23 protein-coding genes and 1 pseudogene are annotated in these 23,837 nt (G+C 46.9%); 22 read left to right on the forward strand and 2 right to left on the reverse strand.

Translation table 11 applies throughout. From position 1 onward, the window contains the following. Positions 1 to 263 precede the first annotated feature (263 nt). The 8 genes from KKC1_RS07850 (at position 264) to KKC1_RS07885 (ending at position 6,682) form a co-directional block, all read left to right on the forward strand. Entirely contained in the window at positions 264 to 965 is a 702-nt protein-coding gene (locus KKC1_RS07850; protein WP_238134239.1) for a YkgJ family cysteine cluster protein, read from the forward strand. Positions 966 to 982: 17 nt separating this feature from the next. Next, the gene (locus KKC1_RS07855) at positions 983 to 1,408 is read left to right on the forward strand and encodes a threonyl-tRNA synthetase editing domain-containing protein (RefSeq protein WP_192868138.1); all 426 of its coding nucleotides are present in this window, start codon (positions 983 to 985) and stop codon (positions 1,406 to 1,408) included. An 80-nt stretch (positions 1,409 to 1,488) separates the two neighbouring features. Beyond that, positions 1,489 to 1,752, forward strand: a complete 264-nt coding sequence (locus KKC1_RS07860) for a hypothetical protein (protein ID WP_088553920.1) — start codon at positions 1,489 to 1,491, stop codon at positions 1,750 to 1,752. Positions 1,753 to 1,799: 47 nt separating this feature from the next. Beyond that, a complete protein-coding gene (locus tag KKC1_RS07865; protein WP_088553921.1) occupies positions 1,800 to 2,240 on the forward strand; it encodes a gamma-glutamylcyclotransferase family protein in 441 nt (146 codons plus the stop codon). A 26-nt stretch (positions 2,241 to 2,266) separates the two neighbouring features. Then, on the forward strand, positions 2,267 to 3,637 hold the full coding sequence (locus tag KKC1_RS07870; RefSeq protein ID WP_088553922.1) for an RsmB/NOP family class I SAM-dependent RNA methyltransferase: 1,371 nt from the start codon (positions 2,267 to 2,269) through the stop codon (positions 3,635 to 3,637). Between the two features lie 38 nt (positions 3,638 to 3,675). Then, positions 3,676 to 3,936 carry a DUF3243 family protein gene (locus KKC1_RS07875; protein WP_088553923.1) on the forward strand — a complete coding sequence of 87 codons (261 nt, stop codon included), beginning with the start codon at positions 3,676 to 3,678 and terminating at the stop codon, positions 3,934 to 3,936. 119 nt (positions 3,937 to 4,055) lie between these two features. Beyond that, complete coding sequence (locus KKC1_RS07880; RefSeq protein ID WP_088553924.1) at positions 4,056 to 5,516, forward strand: CCA tRNA nucleotidyltransferase; 1,461 nt, start codon at positions 4,056 to 4,058, stop codon at positions 5,514 to 5,516. 56 nt (positions 5,517 to 5,572) lie between these two features. Continuing rightward, complete coding sequence (locus tag KKC1_RS07885) at positions 5,573 to 6,682, forward strand: DUF1786 domain-containing protein (protein ID WP_238134238.1); 1,110 nt, start codon at positions 5,573 to 5,575, stop codon at positions 6,680 to 6,682. A gap of 158 nt (positions 6,683 to 6,840) precedes the next feature. On the opposite strand, the gene KKC1_RS07890 is transcribed toward KKC1_RS07885, so the two are convergent. After that, positions 6,841 to 7,077 carry a thioredoxin family protein gene (locus tag KKC1_RS07890; RefSeq protein WP_088553925.1) on the reverse strand — a complete coding sequence of 79 codons (237 nt, stop codon included), beginning with the start codon at positions 7,075 to 7,077 and terminating at the stop codon, positions 6,841 to 6,843. 27 nt (positions 7,078 to 7,104) lie between these two features. Beyond that, on the reverse strand, positions 7,105 to 8,061 hold the full coding sequence (locus KKC1_RS07895; RefSeq protein WP_088553926.1) for a permease: 957 nt from the start codon (positions 8,059 to 8,061) through the stop codon (positions 7,105 to 7,107). 159 nt (positions 8,062 to 8,220) lie between these two features. Here KKC1_RS07895 and KKC1_RS07900 point away from each other — a divergent pair, with 159 nt between their 5' ends. The 14 genes and pseudogenes from KKC1_RS07900 (at position 8,221) to pyrR (ending at position 23,745) form a co-directional block, all read left to right on the forward strand. Next, complete coding sequence (locus KKC1_RS07900; protein WP_088553927.1) at positions 8,221 to 8,589, forward strand: ArsR/SmtB family transcription factor; 369 nt, start codon at positions 8,221 to 8,223, stop codon at positions 8,587 to 8,589. A 226-nt stretch (positions 8,590 to 8,815) separates the two neighbouring features. Then, positions 8,816 to 9,571: an ABC transporter ATP-binding protein gene (locus KKC1_RS07905; RefSeq protein ID WP_088553946.1), complete on the forward strand. Its 756-nt coding sequence runs from the start codon at positions 8,816 to 8,818 to the stop codon at positions 9,569 to 9,571. Continuing rightward, on the forward strand, positions 9,568 to 11,337 hold the full coding sequence (locus tag KKC1_RS07910; protein ID WP_088553928.1) for an efflux RND transporter periplasmic adaptor subunit: 1,770 nt from the start codon (positions 9,568 to 9,570) through the stop codon (positions 11,335 to 11,337). The genes KKC1_RS07905 and KKC1_RS07910 overlap by 4 nt, the downstream gene beginning before the upstream one ends. A gap of 14 nt (positions 11,338 to 11,351) precedes the next feature. Further along, positions 11,352 to 12,683 (forward strand): ABC transporter permease, encoded by a 1,332-nt coding sequence (locus KKC1_RS07915; RefSeq protein ID WP_088553929.1) that lies wholly within the window; start codon positions 11,352 to 11,354, stop codon positions 12,681 to 12,683. Positions 12,684 to 13,269: 586 nt separating this feature from the next. Next, on the forward strand, positions 13,270 to 15,096 hold the full coding sequence (locus KKC1_RS07920) for a thiamine pyrophosphate-binding protein (protein ID WP_088553930.1): 1,827 nt from the start codon (positions 13,270 to 13,272) through the stop codon (positions 15,094 to 15,096). An 85-nt stretch (positions 15,097 to 15,181) separates the two neighbouring features. Then, positions 15,182 to 16,051 carry a 3-hydroxyacyl-CoA dehydrogenase family protein gene (locus tag KKC1_RS07925; protein ID WP_088553931.1) on the forward strand — a complete coding sequence of 290 codons (870 nt, stop codon included), beginning with the start codon at positions 15,182 to 15,184 and terminating at the stop codon, positions 16,049 to 16,051. Continuing rightward, positions 16,048 to 17,214 carry a DUF362 domain-containing protein gene (locus KKC1_RS07930; RefSeq protein ID WP_088553932.1) on the forward strand — a complete coding sequence of 389 codons (1,167 nt, stop codon included), beginning with the start codon at positions 16,048 to 16,050 and terminating at the stop codon, positions 17,212 to 17,214. The genes KKC1_RS07925 and KKC1_RS07930 overlap by 4 nt, the downstream gene beginning before the upstream one ends. A gap of 33 nt (positions 17,215 to 17,247) precedes the next feature. Then, entirely contained in the window at positions 17,248 to 18,459 is a 1,212-nt protein-coding gene (locus KKC1_RS07935) for a thiolase family protein (protein ID WP_088553933.1), read from the forward strand. Further along, a complete protein-coding gene (locus KKC1_RS07940; RefSeq protein ID WP_202820004.1) occupies positions 18,446 to 19,261 on the forward strand; it encodes an enoyl-CoA hydratase/isomerase family protein in 816 nt (271 codons plus the stop codon). The genes KKC1_RS07935 and KKC1_RS07940 overlap by 14 nt, the downstream gene beginning before the upstream one ends. A gap of 15 nt (positions 19,262 to 19,276) precedes the next feature. Then, positions 19,277 to 20,425 carry a 2-hydroxyacyl-CoA dehydratase subunit D gene (locus tag KKC1_RS07945; protein WP_088553934.1) on the forward strand — a complete coding sequence of 383 codons (1,149 nt, stop codon included), beginning with the start codon at positions 19,277 to 19,279 and terminating at the stop codon, positions 20,423 to 20,425. Beyond that, positions 20,422 to 21,669: a 2-hydroxyacyl-CoA dehydratase subunit D gene (locus KKC1_RS07950; RefSeq protein WP_088553935.1), complete on the forward strand. Its 1,248-nt coding sequence runs from the start codon at positions 20,422 to 20,424 to the stop codon at positions 21,667 to 21,669. The genes KKC1_RS07945 and KKC1_RS07950 overlap by 4 nt, the downstream gene beginning before the upstream one ends. 34 nt (positions 21,670 to 21,703) lie before the next feature. Further along, complete coding sequence (locus KKC1_RS07955) at positions 21,704 to 22,720, forward strand: sigma-54 interaction domain-containing protein (protein ID WP_192868139.1); 1,017 nt, start codon at positions 21,704 to 21,706, stop codon at positions 22,718 to 22,720. Positions 22,721 to 22,747: 27 nt separating this feature from the next. Continuing rightward, positions 22,748 to 22,971 (forward strand): annotated as a pseudogene (locus KKC1_RS07960) (UPF0236 family transposase-like protein); the annotation flags it as partial. A 222-nt stretch (positions 22,972 to 23,193) separates the two neighbouring features. Then, on the forward strand, positions 23,194 to 23,745 hold the full coding sequence (pyrR, locus tag KKC1_RS07965) for a bifunctional pyr operon transcriptional regulator/uracil phosphoribosyltransferase PyrR (RefSeq protein WP_088553937.1): 552 nt from the start codon (positions 23,194 to 23,196) through the stop codon (positions 23,743 to 23,745). Positions 23,746 to 23,837: the final 92 nt, after the last annotated feature.

The following is a 23,837-nucleotide window of genomic DNA, read 5'->3' on the forward strand; positions in this document are numbered from 1 at the left end:
ATTACCTTTTGCTATAAAAAATATTAACATTATAATTATCAGAAATAAAACAATTTTCTGTAAAGCGCAGGTTTCCTTCTGTAAACGGTATTTTTTATTGGGTGAGCGGGAGAAGCAAAAATAGGATAGTCTTTTCCGCATGAACCCGGATAAGAAAGACCACGTCGCCGGGGTACTAACTCTGGTTGTAAAAGCATGATGGTAGCAGTATAATAGAAGCCAAAACCGGTTTAATTAAGAGAACAGGGTGAAATATTTTGAGAGTGAGGGCCTTTACCATAGACTTGGCAGGAAAAAGAGGATACGACTTAATAGTCGCAGACCCTGAAGCCACGGTTCAAGATTATTTAGATGCTTTGGAACAGTTGACAATGAATGATTCGATTTATCTTTCGCGCAACGTCGGTGGCCAGTGTGAAGGATGTGATCGATGCTGTGGGGAGAGAATTCCTCTCACTTATATTGATATATTAAGGTTAAAACGCAGTCAGTACTTGCAAAAAGTGACTGGTGGTCGTGTGGATTTGCGCTACATATTGGACAGGTTCTGCTACGTGGTTGTTGAGGGACCCAGCGTAGATATTATGCTTAGGACCGGCGAGGACGGCTACTGTATTTTTTTAGACCGAAAAGAAAGACGCTGTTTTGTATACCCGTACCGTCCGCTGGTGTGTCAGTCCTTTTTTTGCTGTCCAAGTTCCAGGAAAGCCAGGAAGCTTAGAGAAGCAATTGTAAATCAGGGAGAGGACGAATTGGTCCGGAAATGGTTGTTGGACGCAGGATATCATGGAGAAGATCTATTGATTCATGAAGCCTGCGATCCGAAGGTTAATCCGGATGATTGGCCGCCCAACTGTTTTACGGGAAAGAGGTATTACTGGGAAGTGAGGTTGGCCGACTTGTGTTCCCCATCTCTTTGGCGAAAATTAACGTTACTTTCAAACCAGAAACGTCTTAAGGGTTGAGAATGGGAGTGAGGAGAATGAGGTTTCTAATGCTACACGTAGATTTTTTCAAAAGTGCCTTAACGGAAAAAGGGCGTTCGCCAGTGGTAGAACCACCGGACCCTCCAGTTACGGTGGTAGAAAATGCCCTGGTCGTTCTGACCAGTGTGGAAAAACAGGATGAGAAAGCACCGCATCAAGTGGCGGAGAAAGCCGCCGCAGAAATAGCTGCTACGGCTACCAACTTGAAGGTCGAGAACGTGCTACTGCATCCTTTTGCCCACCTTTTTGCCGAACTGAGTCGCCCGGAAATGGCAGTGAAGGTTATGGATATGGTTAAAGAAATCTTGCTGCAAAAAGGTTACCAGGTATCGCGAACTCCTTTCGGATGGTTCAATACCTTGGAAATTAAGGCTAAGGGGCATCCGTATTCCCGAGTGGCCAGAATTATTACCCCTGATTAACCTAAATATGACAAATTTTTCCTCCTGCTTAAGGTATAATGGAGGTGGTAAGTTAAATCTTATTGATAGGTGGGATTCTTATGCTGAATAAGGGTTGGAAGCTGTTCAGTAGGTTAATGGGGAGGAAAAATTCTTCGGAAACACAAGCGGTAGAACACAATCAACAACCGCTTAGTTTCACGGAAAAAAGAGATGACATTAAGTTAAGGGTTTTGGAAAGAACATCTCCCAATAAGATGAAGGGAGAGGACAACCTGCGGAGAATAGTGGTTCCTTGGAAATGTTACAAGGCACGAGAACTGTTAGAATTGGCTAGGGAACAGAAGATAAAGGGTCAACTCTAGGACATCAAAACAAAAGTACGAGGATCGAAATGTGGAGGTGATTGTTTTTGATTACTCCGGTCGAAGGGGTATTTGTTTATGGTACTTTGATGACTGGTTTTGAAAATCATAAGCATATCTTCCGGGCTAAATCGACACGGGTCAGACCGGCCAAAGCCAGGGGACTTCTTTACCACCTTGCCGAAGGCTATCCGGCAATGGTTCCGGGGGAAGGAACGGTTATTGGAGAGTATATAGTACCGGGAGATTTATATCAAGTTCTCCCTGTTTTGGATAGATTGGAAGGTTACCGGGGTCCGGGCGGCAACAATCTTTATGATCGGGTGATTCAGGAGGTGGAACTTCTGGATACAGGAGAACGGGTCAGGGCCTACCTCTATGTTTATAGTTCCGACAGGAGGGCACAACTGAAGAAAGAGAGTTTATTAATTGAACATGGCGATTGGAGAAGGTTTTTAAGAGAAGAAAATTTGAAGGCTTCCGGATAGGCTTTAAAGGATAGGGGAATGGCTACGTGAGGCTGCCTGAAAAGTTTCTCGAACGTATGGAGCAACTGTTAGGAGAAGAATATAAAGCATTTATTGCTTCTTATAGGGAACCAAGGCATTACGGCCTTAGGGTCAATACTTTAAAAATTTCCGTGGAAAAGTTTAAAAGAATTACACCCTTTTCTCTGGAACCGGTTCCCTGGACTGAAGATGGATTTTACTTTAATGAGGAGGCCCGACCAGGGAAGCATCCTTATTACTACGCAGGCCTGTATTACATTCAGGAACCAAGCGCCATGGCCCCGGCCGCTTTACTTAAGGTTAAGCCGGGAGAAAGAGTGTTGGATCTTTGTGCTGCTCCGGGAGGAAAATCCACTCAAATGGCGGCAGCTATGGCCGGAGAAGGGCTGCTTGTAGCCAATGACATAAACTTTCAAAGAAGTCGGGTTCTGGCCAAAGTCCTTGAGCTTTTTGCGGTCAAAAATGCTGTGGTGATTAATGAGCAGCCGGAGAGGTTGGCTCAACGCTTGCCGGGCTACTTTGACAAAGTTTTGGTGGATGCTACCTGTTCTGGAGAGGGCATGTTTCGTAAAGATCCGGCGGTGATTGGTAAATGGGGACCCAGCTTAATAGAACGGTGTGCCGGAGGACAGCGGGCCGTGCTGCGCGCGGCTGCGCGGTTGCTTCGCCCCGGCGGAATATTGGTGTATTCCACTTGTACCTTCGCTCCTGAAGAAAATGAAGGGGTAATCGAAAAATTTTTACGAGAGCATCCTGAATTTTGTCTTTTGGAAATTCCTAAAGAATATGGTTTTGTCTCCGGTAATCCTGAGTGGGTTAACGGTAGGGAAGAGTTACGAAAATGCGTGCGCCTTTGGCCTCACCGGGTTAAAGGAGAAGGACATTTTATAGCCATGTTGAAGAAAGAAAGCGGGGAGGCAGAAAATTTGCCGCCCTCTAAAATGCCAGGACGATCCCTGCCTAACAAGTATTTCGAGATGTTCCGAGAATTTGAAAAGGATAACTTGAAGGTACAATTGGAAGGGAACTTTTATTTGATGGGTAATCATCTCTATATTGCCCCTCAGGAAACGGGACTTTTTGAACAGTTCAAGTTGTTGCGGGCCGGCTGGTATTTGGGTAGCTTTAAAAAGAATCGCTTTGAACCGGGACAGGGTTTGGCTCTAGGGTTAAAGAAGGAGCAAGTGCAAAGGACCTTGGATTTAAGGGGAGATTCCGAAGAAGTTATTCATTACTTGAAGAAAGAAACCCTATCTTTTAGGGGCCAACCAGGGTGGACACTGGTATGTGTTGATGGTTTTCCGCTGGGGTGGGGAAAGCAAACGGGTAAATTTTTGAAAAACTATTATCCCACTGCCTGGAGATGGGTGGATTAGAAAGCATGGAATAGTTTTTTCCGGCTAGGAGATATTATATGGTGGGGGTGAAAAATATGGCGGCAGAAAACTTCCCGCAGGAACTGGCCGAGAAGATAAGAGAAGGTATGAAACACGGGCTTACGGAGGAACAGATGGTAAAAGGCATTATGGCCGTGGGCAATCTTCTGGGAAAATTTGTAAAGCCCGACAGTCCCGAAGAGGCTCTGATGCAAGAAATGTGGGAAATAGCGAGCGAAGAGGAAAAAGAAGTAATGGCCCGGCTAGTTTACCGTCTTGGACAGACGAAGGTTCATTAAGATTGAAGGAAAGCGAATTCAGCGGTTCGCTTTCTTTTCTTTTTGCCAACTTAAGTAGGCAGGAGATAGGGCGGTAAGTGTAGAAACAGAGAGGGTGTTTCTGGTGGTGATTAGTATCTATGGAACAGTTAACTTCGGTACTCCAACAGGTGTCAAGGATAGCGCGCGAGAAAGACGTCCAGGTCTATTTGGTAGGGGGAGTAGTGAGAGATCTCTGTCTGAATGAACCTAGCCGGGATGTGGACCTCTTGGTGGAGGGGGAAGCAGGTAATTTTACAAGGGCAGTGGCCCAAGCTCTGAAGGGGACGCTGGTTCCTCTTGACCCGGCAAGAGGTATAGAGAGAATTGCCCTCAAAGGAGGCGGAGATTGCCGCCTGGATTTAGCCTATTTGAAGGAGAACACTTTAGAAGAGGATCTCAAACAAAGAGATTTTACTATAAATGCTATGGCGTTAAAACTAGAAGATTATTTTAACCGAGGAATATGGTGGAATCATATCATTGATCCTTTAGGAGGTCAAAAAGATCTGGCTCTCGGCGTTGTTCGGGCGACATCCCCGGATGTTTTCCGACGTGATCCTTTACGCATCTTGCGGGCCTATCGCCTGGCGGCGCAAAAAGGATTTCATATACATCCATCAACGGAAGACCTGATAAGAAAACACAGTCATTACCTCAGATCGGTAGCCGGAGAGAGGTTGAAAGAAGAACTGGAAGCCTTGTTACGCATACCGAAGTCTTACCATTACCTCTATGATATGGCTGAGAAAAGCGGAGTTCTAGAGCATATTTTTCCAGAAATTAGTTCCATGCGGAAGACAGGACAGAATTATTATCATGCGGAAAATGTTTGGTTCCACTGTCTACGGTGTTACCGGGTGTTGGAGACGATGCTCTCCCGGCGGGAGTGGCCACCAACCATCGTCCAGCCGCTGGAGCAGTATTTGGCTCAGCCGGTGAGTGCCACGGCTGAAAAAGGGACCCTGCTTAAACTGGTAGCTTTGTTTCACGATGTGGGGAAAATTGATACCCAGCGGTGGCGAGAGGATGGACGGATTTCCTTTCCCGGACATGATCGGGCTGCCCTGAAGTATGTGGAGACCTACGGAGACCGCTTGCGATTGAGCAACCGCGAAAAAAATTTCTGGTCCCATATAACCCGCTTACATATGTGGCCCCTTAGTCTATACTGTGAGCCGGAAATAACAGCCCGGGCAATACACCGTTTCTTCCGGTCGGCCGGTGAGGAAAGTCCCGGGGTACTCTTGCTTTCGCTGGCTGACGTAACGGCTACGAGGGAGGCGGCGGGCGTGGTGGAGGAAATTGCCTCCTATCGCCGGTTCATTTTCAATTTTTTGCACAAGTATTTTCACGAGTTTGACCGGTATGTAGAACCACCGGTTCTGGTCAACGGAAAAGATCTTGCCACCGAAATAGGGTTGGAACCGGGCCCTGCCATAGGATGGTTATTGAAAGAAATTAAAGCTGCTCAGGTTGAAGGCTTGGTACGAACCAGGGACGATGCTCTTCAGTGGGCCCACAGCCTATGGGAGAAGAAAAATGGCCGGGACGATGACTGACGGAAGGGGGTTGAATAGGGTGGGGGCAGGAAAGGAGAATAATTGGAGTAAGCTTGTTGAACAGTGGGCATAACCGGGAAAAAGAGAGAAAACGCAACAAAAAAGGTTCTGAAAGGAGTGGATCCCAGTTGAGGGGAGAGAAGATTTTAGCGATAGATATCGGTGGCGGTACTCAGGATATACTTCTATACGATCCGGAAAAAAGAATAGAAAATTGCGTTAAACTGGTACTGCCTTCTCCTACCGTCCTGGTGTCTCAACAAATCGAAGAGGCAACCAGGAATCGGGAGCCTGTTTTCTTATATGGAAACTTGATGGGGGGCGGCCCGTGCACTCGTGCTATACGCCGTCACCTGGCAGAAGGACTGCAGGTATACGCAACTCCCTTAGCGGCTAAAACCATAAAAGATGATTTGGAAATAGTACAGGCTCTAGGAGTAGAAATTGTGGAAGAACAGCCGCCGGGTACCAAACCCATCCGCATGGGGGATGTTGATCTTGATACGCTGCAGGAGGCCCTGGGTTTATACGGAGTAAAACTTCCCCGAAAATACGCGGTTGCAGTTCAGGATCACGGAGAAAGTATAGGAGAAAGCAATCGGCTGTTCCGCTTCCGTCACTGGCGCCGCTTTATCGAGGATGGCGGACGTTTAGAGGATCTGGCCTACCAGCAAATTCCTTCTTATTTAACTCGCATGCGGGCGGTGCAGCAGGATGCACCGGGCGCCATGGTAATGGATACGGGCAGCGCTGCCATCTGGGGGGCTCTATGTGACCCTCAGGTATCCAAACGGCTTGCGGAAGGAATAATCGTAGTAAATATTGGAAACCAGCATACGGTGGCCGTTTTGATAAAGGAAAGGAGAGTAATGGGACTTTTTGAGCACCACACCGGTCTTATGAATAAGGAAAAGTTGGGGGATTACTTGGACAGATTTCGCCGGGGGGTTTTATCGCATGAAGAAGTTTTCAGCGACGGTGGCCACGGTTCGTATATCAGCTCAGAATACAATGGGGAGGAGGGTTTTGAATTTTGGGTGGTTACAGGTCCTAACCGGTATTTAGCTGAAGGACTCCCGGTTTACTTTGCCGTGCCCTATGGAGACATGATGTTGAGTGGTTGCTTCGGACTTGTAGCCGCTTATAACGAACATTTTTTAACTTAGTTCCGCCCAGGCCAGGGTTATGCAACAGGCAAATGAAATTATCACCAAAGAACTGTTCAGCTAAAAATTTTGAAAAGCGTAACCGCGTCCCTGCTATAGAGTGGGGACGCGGTTGTTAATTGCTCTTCTTCTAGACCTTTTTCGAGAGGGAAGCCCACTTATTGCTTTGTTAAGAGGCGTTTGATTTCTTCCGTGTTCAGGACTCGGCCGGCGGCTACAACTTTACCGTTAATTACAAGAGCCGGTGTAGACATAACGCCATATTTCATGATTTCGGCTACGTCTTCAATTTTTTGTATGTCTGCGTCTATACCCAGTTCTGCAGCGGCATTGAATACATTTTGCTCCAGTTGGGCACAGTTTTTACATCCTGCCCCTAACACCCTGATTTTCATTATCCCACCTCCTCACTTTTGGCCTCCTTACAGAATAAAGTTAAACAAATACCCCACCATGACAATACTCACTCCGGTGATAGATACAAATATACCTATTAAACGAGGCTTAATTACTTTTCTCAGAATAATCATTTCCGGTAAAGAGAGGGCAGTAACGGCCATCATAAAGGCCAGGGCAGTGCCTATGGCCACACCTTTACCGATCAATGCTTCTACTACTGGAATGGTGCCGATTGCGTTGGAATACAAGGGGATACCGAGGGCAACGGCCACAAATACTGCCAAAGGGTTACCCCTTCCCGCGTATTCAGTCAAGAAATTCTCCGGTACATAACCATGAATTATCGCGCCTACAGCGATCCCGATTAGAATAAAAAGCCAGACTCTTTTAACAATATCTTTCACATTGGCTTTGGCAAACTGGACCCGGTCTTTCCAGGTCATCTTTTCTTCTTCTCTTTGCCCCGTGGTAATCTGGTAAACGTACTCTTCTACATATTTTTCCAGTCCCAATTTGCCAATTATTATCCCGCCGAAGGTTCCGATGAGCACACCGGTAATTACATAGACTAATGCAATTTTAAGGCCGAAAAGCCCAACGAGCATAACCAAGGCCACTTCATTGACAATGGGCGAGGTAATTAAGAAAGAAAAAGTCACTCCCAGAGGTATTCCTGCTTCTACAAAGCCGATGAACAGAGGTACGGAAGAACAGGAACAGAAGGGAGTTACTATGCCTAACAAGGACGCCATTAGATGGGCGGTGAAGCCGCCGAACTTGCTCAAGACCTGCCTGGTTTTTTCCGGGGGAAAGAAACTGCGAATATACGAGATGGCAAAAATCATGAAGCTGAGAAGAAGAAGTATCTTCAGAGAATCATAGATAAAAAAGTGCAGACTTTCGCCCAGACGGGAGTTAATACTGATACGAAAAACGTTTTCTACCAGTAGCCTAACAAGGTGAGACAACAATGCGCTCACATCCTTTCTTTAGTATATTCGCAAATACTTATATATTTTACGATAATAATATACTACACGAGGCGAAACTTGGCAAGAATTTTTCCAGGGAAAAGGTAGAAGTTGTCGGTCTTTGACCTGAGTGTTAATATATTAACAAAAATGTATGCGGAGGGTTTTATGGAACGGTATCAAAAGGTATTTAAGGCTTTAGGAGAGATGACTAGGTTAAAGATTATTAAATTATTGGCTGTCAAGTCATTCTGTGTCTGCGAGCTGGCAGCTCTGTTGGACATGCGTCAGCCGAGAATTTCTCAACATCTAAGAGTACTAAAGGAAGCCGGGCTGGTTACGGAAAGAAAAGAAGCATACTGGAATTATTATTCGCTGAACCGGGAATATTTGAAGCAAGTATTTGAGGATTTTAACGTGTTTCTAAAGGAAGCCTTGGAGGACCATCCGGATTTTAAACCGGTTGCGGCAAGAATCAAACATCTCCATGAAGACAACCGGGTGGCAAGAACCAAGGCGAAACTCAAGAGTAGATAATAAAAAGGCCGGATTACCACAAAAACGGTTGTGTCAGATTTCGAGGGAACCAAATACTGGTTCCTTTCGTCTATTTAAAAGAAAAACATTTAAAAGGCAGGAATTATTAACCTTTATAGCCAATATTAACCATAATACGACTTATAACGTCGTGATAATATTGAAAAAAGTCCTTGTCAAAGAAAGAAACACCTGAATTGTTTTCATAAGGAGGCCGGTACTTTTGTTGCCATTACTTAAATTACAGGAAATCACCCGTCAATATAAATCAGGGCAGATTCGGGTGAACGCTCTGAAGGGTATTAGTTTAACGGTTGAGGAGGGTGAATTTGTGTCCATCATGGGTCCCTCCGGTTCCGGTAAATCCACCTTGCTAAATATTATCGGGTGTCTTGACCGGCCAACTTCCGGCACCTATGAGTTAGCCGGCCAACGCATAGAAAACCTTAGTGACAGCCGGCTGGCAGATATTCGCAATCGTTTCATTGGATTTGTATTTCAGAGTTTTCACCTGATTCCTGACCTGGATGCCCAAGCTAATGTGGAACTGCCATTAATTTATCGTGGAATGGGCGCTCGAGAGCGCCGCTTCAGGGCAGTACAGGCTTTGGAAGCAGTGGGCCTGGCAGAGCGAAGGCACCACCGTCCTTCCCAACTTTCGGGAGGAGAGCAACAGCGGGTGGCTATTGCCCGGGCGTTAGTCGGAGATCCAAAGGTAATCCTGGCCGACGAGCCTACCGGTGCATTAGATTCCCGTTCCGGGCGCAACATCATGGCTATTTTCCAACAGCTTAATCGCGAACGAGGAATAACCATTGTTCAAGTTACCCATGAAAAAGATATTGCTTGCTACGGCCGCCGGATAGTGTATCTGCTAGACGGGCAAGTGGAGCGGGAAGAAATCCTGGAGGATCCTCAGGTGGCATTTGGAGAAGCAGCAGTTTCAACTACTGGTTTATTGACGGAGGTGCAAGAGAAGTGATCCAGCGAGTTTCCATGATTATTTTAATTTTGATCATTGTTTTCGGGGGAGGCACCTATGCTTACCGGCAATTAGTTCCACCACCAGAACAAGAGACACAGGGACCAGTATACTCTACTCAACCCGTAACCCGTGGGGATATTTCTGTGGGTGTGGAGATAACGGGGACTCTTAATCCTTCCCGTGGAGGTAGCATTCAAGTACCTGGCGGTTACGGACCTATGAAACCCGGTGTTAATAGTTATATGATCGCGGAAGTACTAGTGGAAGAAGGGACGCCGGTGAAACAGGGCCAGGTGATAATTAGACTGAGTGCGGCGGAACTGGAAACCAAAATTAAAAGTTTGGAGGAGCAGCTACAAACAAACCGTGAGTTATTGGCGGAATTAATGGACGTTTCCGTAGAAAAGCTCCACCAGGTTGATCCGGCATATGGTATCACTTTACGTGCTCCTATTGACGGCCGGGTAGTAGGCTTGGAAGTGCAGGAAGGGGACGAAGTAAAACAGGGGCAGATAGTAGCCCGTGTGGTAGACGATTCCCGCTTCCGGATGGTTGTGAAGCTAGCTCCTACCGAGTTTAAACAGGTTAGAACGGGACAGCAAGCCTTTTTGCGTTTTTCTGAGTTCAACGGGTTTACAAAAGCTCAAGTAACCGATGTCAATCCGAACCCGATACCGGAAGATCTCTCGAAGCTTGCTTTTTCCGGATTTTATGGAACTGGTACCGGTCAAGGAGTATACGGTTATGTCTATCAGATAACTGTAGAAGGTGAGAATCCCGGACTGATCCGGCCAGGTATGGTTGCTGACGTTGGGCTGGCTGTGGATTCCGGTTCAAATAGCTCCGGTACTTTCGGAATCAAGTGGTTGCGCTACAAGTCCCAGGTAGAAGCCTTCGTGAAGGAAGAAAGGGTGATAAGCCGGGCCGATGCTCTCGCTACCCGGGTTTATGTACGGGAAATGGAAATGGTTAAAGCTGGAGATCCGCTGGTTTCTCTCGCTGGAAAAGACCTTCAGAAAGACATTGAGGATAAGCTAAACCAAATTCGCGAGCAGGAAATGGAATTGCAGCAGTTACGGGCTCAGCTTAGTCAACTGGAGATCCGTGCTCCTATGGACGGAATCGTGGCGCGCCTGGAAAAACAAGCCGGGCAGACGGTACAGCCAGGGGAATGGATTGGCCATATCTATAATACTTCTGATATGCGTTTATGGGGGCAGGTAGATGATGTGGACGTGCTTTTAGTCCAGCAGGGGGCGCCGGTACAGGTGACTGTCGACGCGCTTCCCGGCAAATCCTTTGAAGGGGTCGTTGAGCGAGTCGATACTATGGGAAGGGATGAGAATGGAATAACGCGGTTTGGAGTGAATATAAAAGTTAAGGGCACTCCGGAATTGAGACCCGGTATGCAGGCCAAAGCCTACATCAATGCCGGAAGCGCGGAGGATGTGCTGTTGGTTCCGCTGGAAGCTATTTTTGAGGAAGACGGTCAGGCTAAAGTGGAAATACTCCAACCTGACGGCATGGTAAAGGTAGTTCCTGTTCAGCTCGGTCTGATGAATGACCGGGTGGCCGAGGTTAAGAGCGGGCTGGAAGAGGGACAACTGGTGATAACCGGTAGCACCGCAGATCTTCTTCCCAGCCAGCGAATTCAGTCCAATGATACTTTCTTACCCTCTAGCTCGGAAAATAATCAGGAGCAGAATGGGTCACGGAATAACCGCACCGGTGGCGGCCAGACTGCCTCGCCGGGTTCCAGATAAGGGAGGCCGGGATGATGCATCTGTCTCGATGGCTTCGTTACCTCTGGGTTCGGTTCTGGTTTAGCGCCCAAATGGCCTGGCATGGGGTTTTAGCCAACCCGCTTCGATCCGCCCTGACCATTCTAGGTGTGGCTATAGGAGTTGCTTCCGTAGTCAGCCTCATGGGTATCGGTGAAGGAGCGCGGAAGGCTGTGGTGCACCAGTTTAAAAGTTTGGGGGCCAACGTAATAGTGATTAGAGCGGAAGACCCGTCCGTGGAGTTCGAACCTGATGAGGTACCGGAACTGGTAGAAAGGGTTGAGGGTTTGGAGAAAGCTACCCCAGTGGTTCATACCCAATCACTGATGCGATGGAGACGAGCCAGGGGAATGGTTGATATCCTCCGGGTGAACGAACAGTTTCCTGAGGTGCGCGATCACCCGTTGATCGCCGGACATTTCTTCACCAAGTGGCATGTGGAGCAGCGTTCACCCGTGGCTGTCCTGGGATATAATTTTGGCACGGGCCTGATGGGAGGGCGTAATCCCGTCGGCCACACTTTTACTCTAAATGGAATTACTTTCCGCATCATAGGAGTGCTAGCGCCCAAAGGTGCCGGAAATGCGGAGGAAATTGACAATAAGGTTCTTATTCCCTATACAACGGCACAAAGGTTCGCTGAGAAGAAGACGGTGGAAGAAATTTGGGGAAAGGCAGGTTCGGCCAGGGAAGCGGAACTGGCGGTGGTACAACTGGGGCGAATTTTTCGGCGCAAGTTAGGACTAGATCAGAGTGCCCCAACACCAGTACCGGTGAACGGGAAGGAAGGTCTTCCTGAAGGACTGCCGGGCAAACCGCTACCTCCCCGGCCAGGTGGTCCACCGGAGCCGGAACCAACACCGCCTCCGGTACTGGCTGGAGGGAAGAATTTAATTACCATCACCAACTTGAATCAATTGATAAAGGAAGCAGATAAGGCCAACAGGGTAATGACTCTTCTGCTAGGGGGAATTGCTGCAGTTTCTTTGCTGGTTGGTGGTTTGGGTATTATGAATATTATGTTGGTAGCGGTAACGGAACGTACCGGAGAAATTGGTGTGCGGCGGGCCCTCGGGGCCAAACAAAGCGACCTCCTGGTACAGTTTTTGCTTGAGGCCCTCTATTTGAGCGGGATTGGGGCTATTGCCGGGGTCGCGGCCGGCATCTGGGGTATTAAAATCTTTTCCCAGTACGGTTTTGAAACAGCAGTGAGTCTTCAGGCCATTGAAATTGCCATTGGAGTAGCTCTAGCTTCCGGGCTATTATTCGGTGTCTATCCGGCTGTTTCTGCTTCTTCGGTACCGCCGGTGGAGGCACTGCGGCGTTAGGGTAAAAAAGGAAAGATATTTACAAGATGACATTATCACGAGATAAACACAACTTTTTTGCTTTGTTTCAAGCCTCAATGGTGACTCCCACCAGACCAAGTGGCTAGATGGTTGAGCGTAGAGGGATATTCACGACAAGATTTCCCTCTTTTTTTGTGCTATGGCTGGGAATCTATTGCAACTACAACATAAACACATTGCAAAAATGCAAAACGGAGGAAGGAGGTAGTGTGTTTGGTTTGGCCCTAAGTAACCATACTCGTATATTTTGAGGACTATTTTCATTGCATTATTGCAATGATAGTAATAATATGGCTTGGTTACTTCTGTGAATTGCAAAATTGCAAAGGTATGAAGCCTTATCATATTTAGCTTTCCGAAATCATGCCGGGCATGTTTCCATACTAATACTGGCATCCTAATTGCTTGAAATAAGAAAAAGTAGAGAGAGCGTTTTAATCAAAGAGGTTACCAAAAACAGAACAGGGGGTGGCTCGGGAAGATAAAAGTCACAAAATTTCGATAATGTTGGCGGGGGAATGCGGTTCGAGGGAGACAAATCAAATCTGGCTTAAGGAGGGAAAGTATGCCTCAAGTATGGCCATCACAGGTTATTGCGAGAATTCTACGCAAAGAAGAAGGCGTAGATGTGATGTTTGGCGTTCATGGTGGACATACCATGCCTTTTGATGACTGGTTTTGTATGGAAGGCGGTAAGTATTATCATATGAGACACGAGCAGGGAGGAGTGTACGCGGCCGATGCCTATGCTCGTATAACCCGTAAACCGGCGGTAGCCGGAGGAACCTCCGGGCCTGGTATGGCCAATATGGCATCAGCTGTAGCCCAAGCTTATACCTGCCGTAGCCCTGTAGTATGTCTTTTGGGTCAGCATCCTATACTGGGAGATGACCGGTGGACGCTGCAAGAAGGGTACGGAGCAGAGATGTTCCGTTCCATCACCAAAGCCAGCTTTCGAGTAGTTAATCCTAACATGATCGGTTTTTATGTCAAGAAGGCTTTTCGGATTGCTGCCGAATACCCCCAGGGCCCAGTAGCTGTTGAGATACCCTTGGATGTTCTCAACTGGACACCGGTAGAGTTTAACCAGCAGGCTGGTTACACCCCCGATTGGCGGGAAGGACGTGCACCCAGAGTGGCGGGGGACCCAGAACTGATAGAAGAAGCAGTGGATCTGTTGCTCAATGCGGAAAAACCAGTAATTGTTGCCGGAGAAGGAATACATTGGGGAGACGCAGCGGATGAACTGTTGGAGTTTGTGGAACTGACCCAGATTCCGGTACACACCCGTCGTATTGCCCGGGGAGCGGTGCCGGAAGATCATGACTTACACATTGAAGGGGGGTATCGTGGACGTTTCCTCCGCAATGCAGACGTAATCTTGGTCATAGGATTGAGAATGGGCTATCTGGAAGGATACGGAGCCTGGAACGATACGGCCAAATTTATTCAAATTAATGAAGCCAGCAGTGAAATTTGCTTAGAGCGGAAGACCACCCTGGAAATCATCGGTCATCCCAAAGTTGTCCTGCGACAGATGATAGATTGTGTAAAAGACCGGGGTACGGCCATTAAGAAGAGAGAAGCTTGGTTGGGCAAGATTAAAGAAGGCAGGAGGGAGTGGAGAGAACGGCAGCGACGAGAGGTAGAGGCAGTTTGGAATGAAGTTCCCATTCACCCGCAGGCCATAGGCGCTGAGTTGGCCAGGTACTTAAACGAGGTCATCCCGGAAGCCACGGTGGTATTTGATTCTTATACAGGTACCAACTATATAACGGACAAGATTACCTCTCGATTTTCGGGCCGTATTTTGGATGCCGGGGAATGGGCCGGGGTAGGTCACGGAATTCCCATGGCCATTGGCGCCCAGGTTGCCCGACCTGGTAAACCGGTTCTTTCGTATATCGGGGATGGCGGAATCGGTATAGCAGGATTTGATATCGAAACGGCTGCTCGTTATGATTTACCCATCGTTTACGTTCTATATAATAATGGGGTTTGGATTGCCGGTGAAAGAAAGTTTGCCTACGGTCCCGATTGGAAGACTTTAGGACCACAAAACAAACATGGGAGAAACAATGATAAGGGTATCCGCTACAGGTACGACCGGATGTTCGAAGAAGTGGGTTGCCACGGTGAATACGTAGAAAAGATAGACGAGCTTTGGCCGGCTTTGGAACGTGCCTTTAATTCCGGCAAGACTGCGTTGGTAAACGTCAATGTCAGTCCTGATGTTTGGGTCAAGATGTTTTACCGTCCTGACTGGGCATGCATGTTCTGGCATATCCCTAAAGACCGTTGGTATGGTGAAACCCACGGTTGGGAGACCATCAATAATGCTCATAAGCAGTTCTTCGGCACTGACATTCCGCAAACTTCTAGAGATATATAACAGATATATAACTAAATTTAACTTGACACCCCGCCTTCCTGGGTGGGGTCTGCGATTAATTTTTTTTTTTTTGGAGGGTCAGCTGATGGAAATAAATAGGGTCATGATAGTAGGAGCCGGTACTATGGGCACGGGAATTGCTCAGGTAGTAGCGGAAGCAGGATACCAGGTGCTTCTTTCTGACATTTCAGAAGAGGTATTATCCAAGAGCCTAGAACGGATAGAAGCATTCTTGGAACGAAAAGTGGAAAAAGGAAAGATCTCTCGTTCTGATAAAGAGAAAATACTGGGACGTATTCATACCAGTACGGGTCTAGATAGAACTTCTTGTGGGGAAATGGAACTGATAATAGAAGCAGTTCCAGAAGATCTAAAACTTAAACAAAATATCTTCCAACAATTGGATGATTATACTTCAGCCAGTACGATTTTGGCTAGTAATACTTCTTCGCTCTCCATTACTGCCATTGCTTCTGTCACTCAAAGACCTTCGCGGGTTTTAGGGCTACATTTTATGAATCCGGTCCCTTTAATGCAGGGCGTAGAAGTTATCGGCGGGCGCCTTACTTCTGAGGAAACCTTATCCATAGGGAAGAAATTTGTGGAAAGCTTGGGAAAAACTCCAGTGGTGGCTGTTGACTATCCAGGATTTATAGTCAGCCGTATCCTGGACGTAATGTTGAATGAAGCGGTGCATTGCGTGATGGATGGCAATAGTCCAGAAGAAATCGATAAGGCGATGAAAGTTTGTACTAATTTTCCTATGGGGCCCTTAGAATTGATTGATCTGGCCGGAGCGGATATATTACTGAATGTTATGGAGGCCATGCAAAGGGAAATGGGGGAAAAATATCGTCCGGCGCCACTCCTGCGTCAAATGGTAAGAGCGGGACAACTGGGTAAGAAAACCGGTCAAGGTTTTTACCGTTATGACCAAGGGGGAAAGAAACAGTGACGGTAGGTCTGGTTCGGTACGATGGACAGGAGGCAACTCTAAGACGTTTAGTGGATTTATGTGGAGGGTTGCGGAACTTAACTGGATGTAAAGTTCTTTTAAAACCCAATGTAGTAATCGGCGGTCGCAGGTCTCAACCTCCCCATGGACTGGTTACAACCACAAGAGTGGTGGAGCAAATGATAAATCTAGTCAGAGACTTGGGGAGTAAGGAAGTGATCATAGCTGAAGGTGGGGCGGTCCAGGAAGATTTATCTCTCAATACACCGAGAGCTTACAAGTGGTCGGGAATAGCAGATCTGGCAGAACGTATGCAAATACCCTTGGTTGACTTAAACGATGGACCCTTTGTTACTTACACATATGAAGGAGTTAAAATTGAAATTGCGCGACCAATCTTGGAAGCCGATTACGTGATAAATTTACCGGTACTAAAAACGCATCAGTTAACTAAAATCTCCCTGGGAATTAAAAATCTCAAGGGTGTGCTCAGTCCCAAATCCAAAAAAGATTTTCACCGCCACGGGTTGGAGAAATTTATTGGCTGGCTGCCCACTAAAGTGAGAGTGGACTTCACGGTAATTGACGGGACTTATGCCTTACAAAAAGGTCCGGTTGGAAATGATGTCCATTCCATGAACGTACTGGTGGCCGGAAAAGATCTTCTTGCCCTAGACGCGGTTGGAGCCAGCCTGCTGGGCATCAATCCTAATGATGTAGAGCATCTTCAAGTCTATGCTGGTTTAACGGGCCGGACTCTTGATCTGGCGAGTGTTCAGGTAAAAGGCGAGAGAATCGAGGAGTTGCGCAAGCCGTTAGAATGGCAAAGTAAATGGCCACAAGAGCTCTTAGATCTTTACAAAATTAGCGGCGTTCATATGGAAACACCTGGAAATTCCAATTGCTCCGGCTGTGGCATGGGGATTTTTGTAGCCTTAAATAGATTTTTCCGGGAAAATGCTGGGGCTACCTTCGATGGTGTAGAAATTTGTGCCGGCAGGGAACCGGTAGCCAGCCCCCAAGCCAAAAAGGTCTTCTGTTTAGGAAAGTGTGCATGTGAGACTAATGCTGACCATCCCAATGCGATAAAAATTAGAGGGTGTCCTCCATCGGTGGAGAGAATCTATCTCAGGCTGAAAGAGGAATTGGTGGAAAGAAATTAGGCGTTCAGCCGCCTAAAGAAGGGGAGTTAGCTAATGGGAGTAAGAGAAGTGGTTATCGTAAGTGCAGTACGTACCCCATTTGGACGGTACGGCGGGAGTCTGAAAAATTTTGATTGTTATGACTTAAGTGCCCTTGTCATAAAGGAAGTGTTAGATAGAGTTAATTTACCCGGAGAATTAGTGGAGGAAATATACTGGGGAGCTGGGGATACGGCGGCGTGTAAAGATGTTTACACTCCGGTAATAGCCCGGCAGGCCCTATTGAAGGCGGGGCTGCCTCCGGAAACAATTTCATGTACTCTTGATAAAGCCTGTGTTTCCGGTATGTCGGCAGTACAACTGGGATACCGGGCTATAAGATATGGTGACATCGATGTATCAATAGGCGGAGGTGTGACTACTTTCAGTCAGGAACCCTTAATCTTGAGGGGTCTTCGTTTTCGCGGACATCGTTTGGGATCGGTAGTCTTAGAGGATCCTTTATATGAATTAGGATATAAAGATTACAATCCGGTAGCTGTGGATGCGGGAGAAGTTGCTCTGGAACATGGTATAGGTCGTCAAGAACAAGATGAATGGGCTTTACGCAGTCACCAGCGCTACGGGGAAGCGTTTTCTCGTCATGGTTTCGCAGATGAAATTATGCCGGTGAAGTTACCTGATTCCGGTGAACGTGGCGACGTGCTGAGACGGGATGAACAATACCGCCCGGACATCACTCTGGAAAAGCTGGCGCAACTCCCGACCATATATGGCAGTCCTACGGTCACCGCCGGCAACGCTCCCGGGCTCAACGACGGTGCCGCAGCAATACTGATCATGAGCAGGGAAAAAGCAGAAAAGTTGGGTCTAAAACCTCTAGCTACCATTGTCAGTATGGCCAACGTGGCCTTGCCGCCTCGCCTTATAGCGGAGGCTCCTGCTGCTGCCGTGAACAAGGTCTTAAAACAAGCAGGCTTATCTCTATCCGATATGAATTTAATTGAAATTAACGAAGCCTTTGCCGCTGTCACTTTGGTAAGCAGTAAAATATTGGCCGGGGAAGATAAGAACAGAATGGTGAAATTGCAGGAAAGAATTAATGTTAACGGCGGTGCTATAGCAATTGGTCACGCAAATACGGCCTCGGGAGCACGTATCTTAATGACCCTTGTCTATGAACTGGCTCGCAGGGGCGGGGGATACGGAGTAGCTGCTATATGTGGTGGTCTGGCGCAGGGAGAAGCGGCAATTGTTAAAGTATGAGAAAGGAGTTGAGGCCATGTATGAAAGTATTATAGTCGAAAAAGAAGGTGCGGTGGGCATTATTTCCCTTAACCGGCCGAAGAAATTGAACTCGCTCAATCTTAAAGTCTTTCAGGAAATGTCGGACGCCCTAAAGGAATGTACTCAAGATAACGACCTCAAAGTACTGATTTTGTCGGGTAGCGAGAAAGTTTTTGGAGCCGGAGCCGACTTGAAGATGATTTCCGAGGAAGCTCCTACTTCTTTAAAGGCTCACTACTTCTTTAGTCGACAGGCTCTTCCTATATACCACCAATTAGCAGAATTTCCGGGACCAACTATAGCTGCCATCAGCGGGTTGGCATTAGGGGGAGTATTTGAACTGGCTTTGGCATGTGATTTGCGTATCGCTTCCGAAACAGCTACTTTTGGTTTACCGGAAATCAACCTGGGCTTGATTCCTGGAGGAGGGGGCACGCAACGTTTACCACGTCTGGTGGGGATGACCAAGGCGAAGGAACTTTTATTTACCGGCGATACGTTTGATGCCCAGGAAGCCTACCGTATAGGGTTAGTGAATAAAGTGGTTGCTCCTGATCGGCTAATGGAGGAGGCTAAGTATATGGCGAACAGACTAGCCCAGAAGCCAGCGTTCGCATTACAACTGCTTAAGAAGGCGGTCAATCAAGGGATGGAATTACCTCTTCCCTTGGCTTTAGAACTTGAAGGAAGATGTTTTGAACTTCTATTTTCTACCGAAGATGCTAAAGAAGGGATCCGGGCCTTTATGGAAAAACGCAAGCCTAATTTCCCCGGTAATTAGGTGGTGACGGAAATCATGGTGATAGATACGGTACTTTCTAATTATAGTTTGGAACTACTGCTTCCGGTACAAAATCCTTTTATAAATAAGTGGCAATCGCAAGGCAAAAAAGTTTTCGGTTATTTTTGCAAAGTACCGAAGGAACTCCTGCATGCAGCGGGCATATTACCAATACGCTTGTTAGGCACGTTTCAAGAACTGAAAGAAACTCACCAACATTTTCCTCCAGTATTCTGTCATTATGCTCGTAGCGTGCTGGAATTAGGTTTAAATAAAGAATTGAGCAGTCTTGATGGAATAATAGGAGTTAACATGTGTGATACGATAGTACATATAGTTAACGCTCTGGAAACCAGTGTAGCATTGCCCCATTATCATTTCTTGAACCGACCTCATGATGCCGGGGTAAGATCAGCCCGGATATTTTTCCGGAAGGAAGTTATCAAACTGAAAAATCGTCTGGAGACGATAACTGGAACCCCTATAACTCCTGACCAGATTAAGCGATCGGTGGAACTCTATAACCAGATACGGGAAATGGTGAAAAAAATTGAGGTATTGCGAGGAAAGTTTCCTCAGCCAAAGTTAAGCGGGTCCACAGCGGCGCAAATAGCCCTGATTGGCCAGGTGATTCCGCCGGAAGAAAATTTAAAAATGCTGAAGCAAATACCACCCCTGCTGGCTAAACAAGACGCCTCCGGAGATCAGGAGAGAGTGCGGATACATCTTTCGGGCAGCGTACTGCAGGATCTTTCCCTCTACCAGTTAATAGAGGAGACAGGGGGTACCGTGGTTTCCGACGACCTTTGCTCCGGCAGTAGATTTTTCGGAGAGCAGATAGAGTTAACAGACGATCCCCTCTTTTGCCTGAGTGATTACTATTTACAAAATCTATCATGTCCTGTAATGCACACCAAAGGAGAAGATGAAAAACGTTTGCAAGATATTTTGTCCAAGGTTGAACAACATCATGCAGAGGCAGTTATTTTTAGTTTACAAAAATTTTGTGATCCCCATCAGTTTGATCTCCCTTATCTTTTGAACCGCCTCCGAGAAGCCGGAATACCAGTTATGACAGTGGAGGTAGACCGTTCTGCCAATTCCCAGCAACTCCGGACGCGCCTGCAGGCCTTTTTCGAGACTATCAGGGGAGGGTCATTATGAAGAAAGGCACCGACCGAGCGATACCTTCGCTAACGGTAACCAAAGCTATCTACCCGTTAGTAAAACAATTCTATCAAGAAGCCTGGCAAGCAAAAGAACAGGGAAAACTTATCTGCTGGGCGGGTGTAGGAGATCCCCGGGAGTTGTTCTGGGCTATGAATCTGGTACCCGTTTTCCCGGAGAATTTTAGTGCAGCGTGTGGGGCCAAACAAGTTGCGGGAAACGCTTGTGCCATTGCGGAAGCTCACGGCTATTCGCGAGAAACTTGTTCCTATTTTCGCAATACTTTCGGTTATATGGTAGGAAAGGACGAGTTGCCACCCCCACCAGGCGGGGGAATGCCGGATCCTGATCTACTAATTTTGACGGTGAACTCCTGCCACACTCGTCCCAAGTGGTGGCGAATTATGGAAAGACATTTGGATGTACCCACCTTCATTCTGGAAGCTCCTACCATACCCTGGGATATGCGCAGGAATCACATTGAACCGCATTACCTTGACTTTGTGGTGGAGCAATTGAAGGAATTGGTCAGTTTTATTGAGAAGCATACAGGGGAAAGATTGAATATGGACCGATTGGCAGAGGCCATATGGCTGGGAGATAAAGCTTCGCAGTTAATACAGGAAGTTTACCGGTTGCGAAAGGCCAAACCTTGCCCGGTCGGAGCAGAGGATATGATGACCACCATCTTTCCCATTATTGTGCTAAGAGGCACCCGGGAATCGGTCGATTTTTACGAAAAAATGCTACAGGAAGTAAGAGAACGGGTGGAAACAAAAACGGGCGTTCTGGCTCATGAGAAATTTCGCTTGCTGGTGGACAATATTCCTCCTTGGTATACCAAAGGGCTTTACAACTATTTTCACCAGTTCCAGGCGCTAGCGGTGGCAGAAACATACACCACCACTTTTGGTTGGGAATCCAGAATGGATCCGGGAAACCCATGGGAAAGTTTGGCTCGAAGTACCATTTCTAACTGGCTAAACATTTCTTTTCGTGAAAAAGGGGAAGTGTTACTGCAGGTAGCTAAAGATTACAGTATTGATGGTGCCGTATTTCTAGTCAACAGAAGCTGTAAAGTCTATACCGGATCCAATACTTATTTATCGAACCTTTTGCAGCGAGAAATGGGTATTCCCAGCTTAATTCTCGAGGCAGATCAGACAGATCCGAGAGATTATGTGGACGGTTTGGTTAAAAATCGAATTGACGCTTTTATGGAAATGTTGGCCTCTAGATAATAGCGCCGGAGATGGGCGGAAGGGGTTTTCTCTTATGTCGCAACAAGAGCGAGACTTCCCGGAATCAATAGACACTAGTATTCTCTCGCTAAAGGGGCTTATTGGCAAGTCTTCCACAATGCGAAATTTGCTGGATTTAATAGAACGAGTTGCGGCTTTCGATTCTACGGTTCTCATTACAGGAGAAACGGGTGTAGGAAAAGAGATGATAGGAAATGTCATTCACTCCAGCAGTAGTCGCCGGCATGGACCGTTTATAAAAATCAACTGCGCGGCTATTCCGGAAAATCTGTTGGAAGCAGAATTTTTTGGTTATGAACCCGGTTCTTTTACCGGAGCGTTACGCCAAGGAAAAGAAGGTATCTTTGAGGCGGCTAATCAAGGCAGCGTTTTCTTGGATGAAATCGGAGACCTTCCTTTTAGCCTTCAAGGCAAATTGCTGCGGGTTTTACAGGAAAAAGAAGTAATGCGCATAGGAGGCACTAAACCACGAAAGGTCGATGTCCGGGTTATCGCTGCTACCAACAGGGATTTGGGAGAAATGGTTGCCCGCCAAAAATTTCGGGCCGACCTTTTTTACAGGCTAAATGTTATACCGGTATACGTACCGCCCCTCCGGGAGAGAAAAGAGGATATTCCGGTTTTAATAGATTATTTCATGGATTATTTTCAAAGAAAGTTCGGTGTTAAAAAATACTGTAGCCCGGATGTGTATAAGATCCTGGAAGAATATGATTGGCCTGGTAATGTCCGTGAGTTAAGAAATATGGTGGAAAGACTTTTTGTTATGACCAAACCGGGAGAAAGTATTACGGCGGAAACTATACGAAAAGGCGGTTTCTTGATAAAGAAAAGTAGTTTCGCCCAAGGGCAGTATACCGTTGTAAGGGAAGTAGGACCTCTCAAAGAGGTGATTAAAGAGGTGGAAGAACAATTGATCCAACTGTCGCTAAAAAAATACAGTACCTTACGGGAAGCAGCTGAAGCTCTGGGAATAGATCCATCTACCCTCTGGCGCAAAAGAAAGAGGGCAACTAAAGGAAAAAGATAATTTGGCGGAGAAAGCGTATTTACCGGCGTGGTTAAAATAATTGGTGCGTGCTACACTTTTATGAACTTGAAAAAGGTATACAGGAACTCACCCGGAAGGTCTGTAACCAAATTTTCACCTGGGCATTGGAACAGATCGATACCCGCCTGATGAATGAACGTGACCGGAGCACATGGGAGGTAGTGGGTTTTCGGAGGAGAACGGCCATCAGCACCTTCGAGGAGTTTCACTTCAAAAGGCGTTTGTATAGAAAATTTTCTTGGGCACCTACTGAATCTTGACACGGATCGATGCACGTAATTCCTTGACATTTCACTTTCCGGAGAGTATACTAACTATAGCAAAAATTCCTTTAAGGCTAGTCCTGCGAGGCTGGCAAGGATGATATATTTCAGCCTGATGTATGAAGGGTGAAGTATATACCTGCTTGCTGTCTCGCGAGCAGGTTTTTTTGTGGCTCTGGGGGTAGGAAAATGCCTTTGGTGGAAAAAGCCCGCATTATGGATGCGGAGAAAATGCGACGAACCATTACTCGGATAGCTCACGAGATTGTGGAAAAAAACAAGGGAACTTCTAATCTAGCCTTGATTGGCATAAGACGGCGGGGAGTTCCTCTGGCGGAGCGACTGGCAGAAAACATAAAGAAAATAGAAGGTGTCCAGTTGCCGATAGGTATTCTAGATATAACTCTTTACCGGGATGACTTGGCGACCTCGGCCCATCAACCGGTGGTTCATCAGACTAACGTACCTTTTCCAGTTACCGGCAAAAGGATAGTACTGGTAGATGATGTGCTCTACACGGGCCGTACAGTGAGGGCAGCCCTTGATGCCATTATAGATTTGGGGAGGCCGGCGGTAATACAGCTGGCCGTGCTGGTGGATCGAGGTCATCGGGAATTACCCATTCGGGCCGATTATGTAGGGAAAAACGTTCCTACCTCCCGCAGAGAAATTGTTTCAGTACTGTTAAAAGAAACTGATGGGCAGGATAAAGTGATAATTGAAGAGTTTCGCGATGATTAACCGCAGAGTCCTTTAAATCGGTCCTGTGAGACTGATAAGGACGGTTATCCAGGGCGGTTTTTTTGTGGAGCGGATAGCCTCCTTATTGGCCT

The sequence above is a fragment of the Calderihabitans maritimus genome (assembly GCF_002207765.1).
Classification (GTDB): Bacteria; Bacillota; KKC1; order Calderihabitantales; family Calderihabitantaceae; genus Calderihabitans; species Calderihabitans maritimus.

Coding starts and splice junctions, on each gene's coding strand:
- KKC1_RS07855 (WP_192868138.1), top strand. CDS start 983: ATGAGGTTTCTAATGCTACACGTAGATTTTTTCAAAAGTGCCTTAACG.
- KKC1_RS07860 (WP_088553920.1), top strand. CDS start 1,489: ATGCTGAATAAGGGTTGGAAGCTGTTCAGTAGGTTAATGGGGAGGAAA.
- KKC1_RS07875 (WP_088553923.1), top strand. CDS start 3,676: ATGGTGGGGGTGAAAAATATGGCGGCAGAAAACTTCCCGCAGGAACTG.
- KKC1_RS07880 (WP_088553924.1), top strand. CDS start 4,056: ATGGAACAGTTAACTTCGGTACTCCAACAGGTGTCAAGGATAGCGCGC.
- KKC1_RS07890 (WP_088553925.1), bottom strand. CDS start 7,077: ATGAAAATCAGGGTGTTAGGGGCAGGATGTAAAAACTGTGCCCAACTG.
- KKC1_RS07900 (WP_088553927.1), top strand. CDS start 8,221: ATGGAACGGTATCAAAAGGTATTTAAGGCTTTAGGAGAGATGACTAGG.
- KKC1_RS07915 (WP_088553929.1), top strand. CDS start 11,352: ATGCATCTGTCTCGATGGCTTCGTTACCTCTGGGTTCGGTTCTGGTTT.
- KKC1_RS07920 (WP_088553930.1), top strand. CDS start 13,270: ATGCCTCAAGTATGGCCATCACAGGTTATTGCGAGAATTCTACGCAAA.
- KKC1_RS07925 (WP_088553931.1), top strand. CDS start 15,182: ATGGAAATAAATAGGGTCATGATAGTAGGAGCCGGTACTATGGGCACG.
- KKC1_RS07935 (WP_088553933.1), top strand. CDS start 17,248: ATGGGAGTAAGAGAAGTGGTTATCGTAAGTGCAGTACGTACCCCATTT.
- KKC1_RS07945 (WP_088553934.1), top strand. CDS start 19,277: ATGGTGATAGATACGGTACTTTCTAATTATAGTTTGGAACTACTGCTT.
- KKC1_RS07950 (WP_088553935.1), top strand. CDS start 20,422: ATGAAGAAAGGCACCGACCGAGCGATACCTTCGCTAACGGTAACCAAA.
- KKC1_RS07955 (WP_192868139.1), top strand. CDS start 21,704: ATGTCGCAACAAGAGCGAGACTTCCCGGAATCAATAGACACTAGTATT.
- pyrR (WP_088553937.1), top strand. CDS start 23,194: ATGCCTTTGGTGGAAAAAGCCCGCATTATGGATGCGGAGAAAATGCGA.